The following is a 6901-nucleotide window of genomic DNA, read 5'->3' as shown; positions in this document are numbered from 1 at the left end:
TCCTTATTCTTATCTTCAATTTCCTTCTTATCTTCTTCGATTTCTGCAAGGATTTTGTTGATATTTTTGGTATCATCTCCTATAAGATTTTTGGCATTGTTTAAAATCTCGTAAGGAAGACCCAGTCTTTTGGAAATCTCGAAGGCGTTGGACTTACCTGGAGTCCCTATTTCAAGCTTATAGGTTGGAGAAAGTGTATCTACATCAAATTCTACAGATGCATTCATAACACCAGAAGTCTCTACAGCATAGTATTTTAACTCGCTGTAATGGGTAGTAGAGAAGGTCATAACTTTCTTTTGGGTCAAGGAATTAAGGATAGAAATAGCAAGGGCAGCCCCTTCTACCGGATCTGTTCCTGAACCAATCTCATCTAAAAGGACCAAGGAGTTTTCTGTAGAGTTTTTTAATATATCGACGATGTTGGTTAGGGATGCAGAAAAAGTCGACAGACTCATCTCTATAGACTGGGTATCTCCTATGTCTAGGAAAATATCATCGAAGACACAAAGCTTACTTCCCTCGTAGGCTGGTATGAAAAGGGCTGTCTGAGCCATTGCACTTATTAGCCCTACAGTCTTTAGACTTACAGTCTTACCTCCAGTATTTGGCCCTGTGATTATTAAAGTAGTATAGTCTCCCCCGATTCTTACATCGATTGGCACAACCCTACCAGGAAGGAGTGGGTGTCTTGCTGATTTTAAGTCGACTTTCTTTTCATCTGTAATTATAGGAAGGCTATACTCATTTTCTATGGCAAATCTAGACTTTGCTTGTAGGAAATCAATCCTTGCTATCAACTTCTGATTTTCTAGTAGCTCTACATCGAAGCCTTGGGCAAGTCTAGAAAGTCTATCGAGGATTCTCCTGATTTCATCTTCTTCCTTAATCTCTAGGTCTCTCAGCTGATTGTTAAGCTCTACTATGGCCCCTGGTTCTATAAAAAGAGTGTTTCCAGAAGATGACTTGTCGTGGACAATTCCACCTATCAAGGCACGCTTATTAGTCTTTACAGGAACTACATATCTACCATCCCTTACCGATACTACCTTATCTTGTAGGGCGTCATCGTATTTAGAATTTGTGATATATGAATTTAGCTTAATCCTTATATCTGCTTCCTTCCTTTGCTTTTGACGTCTAATATTTCTAAGGGTAGATGAGGCAGAATCTGCTATTTCCTCCTCATTAATTATAGACCTATCGATTTCGTTTTTGAGAAAATCATTGATTGAGATTCTAGAAAAAATATCAGAAATCTTCCTATCTTCGATATTTTTCCCATAATCTTTTAGATATTCACTCACCCTTAGTAGGTCAAGGACTTTTAAGAGCTCTCCTGGATCGAGTATGCCATTTTTCCTAATATAGGCTACAATTTCTGTAAGATCGAAGAGACCGAAGAGGTCTATGTTTCCATTTTTCCTAATCACATCGACCATAGCAGCAGTCTCGTAAAGCTCTTCTCTTATATAATTTATATCATCAAAAGGTCTTAGCTTGAGGATCTGATCCTTTACAAGATTTGACCTTGCACATCCAGCAAGTCTTTCTAGAATCTTTTCATATTCTAAAACCTTTAAGCTTTTTTCTTGCATTAAATAACACCTCTATCGTAATTTAGATTGTTAGTTTCTTTTCTGTCTTGGTAATCTCTTATATCTTCATCCGAAAAGACCTGAACTAGGAGGGAAATATCGCTGGTAAAGTTTCTCCGATCTACCTTAGATGCCTCAGATGGATAGATCCTACTTATGCCTTCTCTTCTTATTATCTTAAGCCTATCGCCATTTTCATTTACCATTTCTCCATTTCTAAACCTACAGCTAGAACATCCCTTAAGGCCGCACTTTTTGATAGTAGAAAATGGACAATGGACCATATTCATAAGCTCAATTCTCCCATAGGTCAGGGCTTCTACATTAAAGTATTGCCCATTTTGAATTATAGAATCGAAGGTTGCTTCTACCGATGATGAAGTCATCTCGGCGAACCTATCGTAAAAATCGTAGGTAAATTTATTGAAGACATTTAGGTATCTGCCTATCCTGATTTTTATATTATTTTCCCTGAATTTATCAACAAAGGCAAGGTCTCTATAGTTATTGAAGACTACACCCTTGATAGATCTTTCCTTGATGAAGGCTATAAGCTCATCTATATCGTAGTCTGTGTGGGAATTAAGGATTAGATAAAGACTAAATCCAGCATATTTATCATCATATTCTTCTAGGTAAATATTATCAAAGTCTTTTAAAAGACTTGGGCTTATATTAGTATTTTTAAGCTCTACGTTTATTTCCTTCTTATGATCTTTCTTATTGCCTTGGCTAGGGATTTCTATATTGATTTCATCCCTCCTAAAAGATTTGAGGATTTCTTCTTTAAGCTTAGCAGATCCTGCTCTTCTTAATCTATTGATGTCCTTTTTTCTAATGAAGACATCTGGATCCATGACTATATTAATTTGCCTTGCCTTATAGATATCGTCCCCAAACTTGCTTAAATTTTCCCTCATGTCTTCTTCTGTCAGAGAAATCTTCTTAGCCCTTTCTAGATTGTCATCTGTACTTAGGCTAATTGACTTATCCTCATAGGTCATGGTAATCTCTGCAGGCTCGCCTACCTTGGCCCTAAAGTCAATTCTTATCGGAAGATTTTTATATTCTCTTAGAGCCTTTTCTAAGTTAAGCCCTATCTTTTGAGAATTTAGGATATATACATCGGATCCTTCCTTGGCGTCTGTATATTGGTTGAGATAAGTTTTAGACTTTTTCTTTAGATTTTCAGTCAAGGTATAGGGTAATTTCTTGCCCTTATCTGTGATTATCTCTAGATTATCTCCTAGAAGAAGGTCGGATGAATTAATAAAGTACTTTTTATTTCCTTCTTTGATGACTTTCCCTACAGATCTATGCTTGGCATCAGATGAAAGTCTTACATAATCACTCTTTTGTCCAAAGATAAATCCCTTGGTGTAGCCTCTGTTTGATATATCTCTTAAATCATTTTTGTCGTAAGAATTTTTATCTATCTTATCCTTATAGCTTTTTACACTAGTATAGACATATTCTGGACTTTTCATCCTACCTTCGATCTTGAAGCAATCTATGCCGAGGTCTACTAACTGATCGATTTGATCTATGACATTTAAATCTCTCATATTTAGGAAATAATCATCAGCCAAAGTTTTCCCATCTGCTATAAGCGAGTATTTTTGCCTACAAATCCCAGCACATCTTCCCCTATTAGCAGAACGAGCACCAAAGTAGGAGCTCATCAAACATTCTCCAGAGTAAGATACGCACAAGGAACCGTGGACGAAAACTTCCTTTTCTACAGGAAGGGTAGCAATTTTTCTAAGCTCCTCGATTGGAGTCTCTCTAGCAATAACTACCCTATCAAAACCTAAGTCCATGAGGCTTTTCGCTCCGTAATAGTCTCTTACGGCCATTTGGGTTGAAGCATGTAGATCCATTCCTGGCATTTGGTCTTTTAAGATTGTAAATAGGCCCAGGTCTTGGATTATTAGGGCATCTGCCCCGTATTCGTAGAGCTTTTTGGCGTAGTATACCGCCTTTTCCATCTCCTCATCCTTGATTAAGATATTCATAGTCACAAATACCTTCTTTCCAAATAGGTGGATGAGGTCGATAAAGCTTCCCACATTTTCTATATCAAAATTTTTGGCATAGGCACGGGCTCCAAAGTCGTCCACTGCCATATAAAAGCTAGAAGCCCCAGCGGCAAGGCCTGCATAAAGCATCTCTTCATTGCCAACTGGAGCTAGGATTTCAGATTTTGCCATCAAAGTTTTCCTTTCAAGCTGTCATTTTCCTTACTAAGGTCCATTACTTCTACTTGAAGTCTTTTGACTTCGTTTTTTAGTTTATCTATAGTCTCTTTAGAATCCTTGTATCTTACAAGATCTCTCTTAAGCTTAGAATTTTCCTTATCTAGCTCATCTAGTCTAGTTTTATTCTCTAAACTTTCACTAAGAAGCTTATCTTTCTCGCTTCTGATTAATTCTATATCTTCTTTTAGCTTAGGGTATTCTCTTAGAGGAACTTCACTTTTTTCCTTAAGGCTCTTATACTTTTCGGCAAGTCTATAGAGGTCATCTGTAATATTTACACCAGCCAATACTAGTTGCCTATCAAAAGTAAGCCTATTGGATTTAACTTCTTGAATTTTCCTATCAAATATTTCTGCTATATCTTTAATATTTTCCTTAGGCTCCTTGGAGACTAGGGTGTAGGTCTTGCCGTCTATTTTGACATCAACTTTATATTCGCTCAAATACTACTCCTAACTACGTAATACAATATCCTCTTCGGCCAAGCAATCGAGGATTTTCTTCTCTATTCCTGCTATATCCTTATCCTTTAGGGTCTTATCCTTAGCCCTGTAGAGGACCTTATAAGAAATTGACTTCTTATCTTCTTCTATATGCTCTCCTGTATAAATGTCAAATAGGCTAATCTTATCTACAAGGCCAGATCCGTTTTCTCTTATAGTATTTTCTATTAGTTCTGACTCAAGATTTCTGTCGCATACAAATGAATAGTCCCTTTCTATAGCTGGGAATTTTGCTATTTGTTTATATTTTCTATCAATTATTCTCTTATCTTCAATCTTAGCAAGATTAATCTCAAGGATTAAGGCTCCCTTATCTATCTCATATTCATCACGCACTTCGTAGGAGATCTCACCCATAATACCAACATGGTCTCCTTCATAGAAGATATCTGCACAGCGGCCAGCGTGGAAGGCATAGATATTCTCATTTGCTTTGAATGTAAAACCAGTAAATCCAACCTCTCCCATGGCTAGGGTAAAGAAATCCTTAAGGTCGTAGAAGGAATAATCTCCATATAGACCCATGGTTAGGGTTATATTTTCCTTTGGAAGCTTGTCTGAAGTTTTCTCGAATGTCCTATCTAGCTCGAAAAACCTCATGTCCTTTTGACCGTATTTTATATTTTTAGCAATTACATCTAGCATAGAAGGAACTTGACTTGTTCTCATTACTGAGTAGTCTTCACCAAGTGGATTTATTAGCTTGATATAATCACGAAGATTAGAATCCTTATCTACACCTAGTCTGTCAAATTCTCTTGGGGAGATGAAAGAATAGGTTGCAAGCTCTGAGAATTTTTGTCCAACAAGCTTACTGCAAAGCTCATCTCTTAGAAGTCTTCTCTTAGATCTTTCTCCTCTTTGAAGGGATGATACTAAAGGAGCATTTTCGATATTTCCCATTCCATAAAGTCTAACTACTTCTTCTATTAGGTCTGCTTCTATAGTGACATCACTTCTAAAGTAAGGAACTCTTACCCTAAGCCTTTTATCATCTAGCTTTTCTACTTCAAATTCTAGAAGCTCTAGATTTCTAATAGCAGTATCTAGGTCAAAGTCCACACCTGTTAGCATGTTTAGTCTTTCTAGTCTAAGATCTACCTTTATCTCTTCTCTTTCTTTTATGCCTTCATCGATTGATCCACCGACAACTTCTCCTATAGCAAGTACGTCGATTAATCTCATAGCCCTTCTTGAAGCAAAGTCTGCCATCTCAACTGGAACACCTTTTTCAAATCTTGAGCTTGCTTCACTTCTAAGACCTAGAGTTTTCGATGACTTTCTGATATTTGCCTGATCGAAATTTGCAGCCTCAAGGAGGATATTTTTGGTATCAAGGGTTACTTCAGAATCCATTCCTCCCATAAGACCTGCAAGGCCGATCGCTTCCTTACCATCAGCTATAACAAGCATTGAAGAGTCGAGCTTCCTATCTACTCCATCAAGGGTCTTTAGGATTTCTCCTTCCTTAGCATCTCTTACTATAATTTTTTGATCAGCTAATTTGTCGAGGTCATAGGCATGAAGGGGTTGACCTGTTTCAAGCATTACGAAGTTTGTAATGTCTACTATATTATTTATTGGTCTCATACCAGCAAGCATAAGGTAGTTTTGTAACCATTGAGGAGATCTTTTGACTTCGACATTCTTGGCAACTCTTGCTACAAAGCGATTACACTTATCACTTTCAATAGAAACTCCATTAGAATAGTCTTTTATGTCCTCATCATTTTCCTTAAAGTCGAGACTTGGATAGGTGATTTTTTCTCCAAAACTTGCAGCAGTTTCTCTTGCCATACCGATTATTGATAAGCAGTCTGGTCTGTTTGGTGTGATTTCGTATTCTATAACTGGGCTATTTGAGTGAATTACTTGGCTTAGGGGAGTGCCTGGCTCATATTCACCTTCTAGAACTATAACTCCCTCCCTAAGTTCCTTTGGAATTACAGAATCTTCATAGCCTAGCTCGCTGTAGGCTGTAAGCATGCCTTGGCTTACAATTCCAAAAAAGTCATGATCTTCAATTATTGTTCCATCATCAAGCTTAGTTCCTGATGTGATAACTGGAAGGTAGTCGCCCTTCTTGGTATTTTTGGCATTGGTTATAATAGTGATTGGTTCATCTTTTCCAATATCTATTGTAAGAACTTGGAGTCTATCAGCATCCACATGTTTTTCTTGATTGGTAACTTTGCCTACAAGGATTCCATCAAGATCAGATGTGTGAATTGTAACTTCTTCTACATGCGATCCTGTCTCTGAAAGCCTATCAGTAATTGTCTTAAGGTCTTTATCAATTTTTATATAATCTTTTTGCCATATTAAAGGTACTAACATATATCCTCCTAGAATTGTTCCATAAATCTCTTGTCATTATCATAAAGAAGTCTTATGTCATCGAGTCCATATTTAACCATGGCAATCCTGTCGACTCCTAGACCAAAGGCAAAGCCTGTGTATTTTTCGCTATCAATACCGCAAGCCTCTAGTACATTTGGATGAACCATTCCTCCACCCAAAAGTTCCATTGACCAACCAGTGT

4 protein-coding genes and 1 pseudogene are annotated in these 6901 nt (G+C 37.3%); all 5 read right to left on the bottom strand.

Annotation, left to right across the window (positions count from 1 at the left end; genetic code table 11):
* On the bottom strand, positions 1 to 1598 hold a 1598-nt coding region (locus tag RCH56_RS07220), incomplete at its 3' end, for an endonuclease MutS2 (RefSeq protein ID WP_306484306.1).
* Positions 1598 to 3808, bottom strand: coding sequence for a U32 family peptidase (locus tag RCH56_RS07215; protein WP_306484305.1), 2211 nt, complete (start codon positions 3806 to 3808; stop codon positions 1598 to 1600). The genes RCH56_RS07215 and RCH56_RS07220, both read right to left, overlap by 1 nt.
* Positions 3808 to 4299 carry a cell division protein ZapA gene (gene zapA, locus RCH56_RS07210; protein ID WP_306484304.1) on the bottom strand — a complete coding sequence of 164 codons (492 nt, stop codon included), beginning with the start codon at positions 4297 to 4299 and terminating at the stop codon, positions 3808 to 3810. Before zapA ends, RCH56_RS07215 begins: the two co-directional genes overlap by 1 nt.
* Positions 4300 to 4308: 9 nt before the next feature.
* Entirely contained in the window at positions 4309 to 6696 is a 2388-nt protein-coding gene (pheT, locus tag RCH56_RS07205; RefSeq protein WP_306484303.1) for a phenylalanine--tRNA ligase subunit beta, read from the bottom strand.
* 8 nt (positions 6697 to 6704) lie between these two features.
* Positions 6705 to 6901: pseudogene (gene pheS / locus RCH56_RS07200) on the bottom strand (phenylalanine--tRNA ligase subunit alpha); the annotation flags it as partial.

Origin of the sequence: Anaerococcus sp. (assembly GCF_030825785.1) — a bacterium.
Classification (GTDB): domain Bacteria; phylum Bacillota; class Clostridia; order Tissierellales; family Peptoniphilaceae; genus Anaerococcus.
The sequence above is the reverse complement of the archived record's forward strand: the minus strand, read 5'-3'. Positions and strand labels throughout refer to the sequence as shown.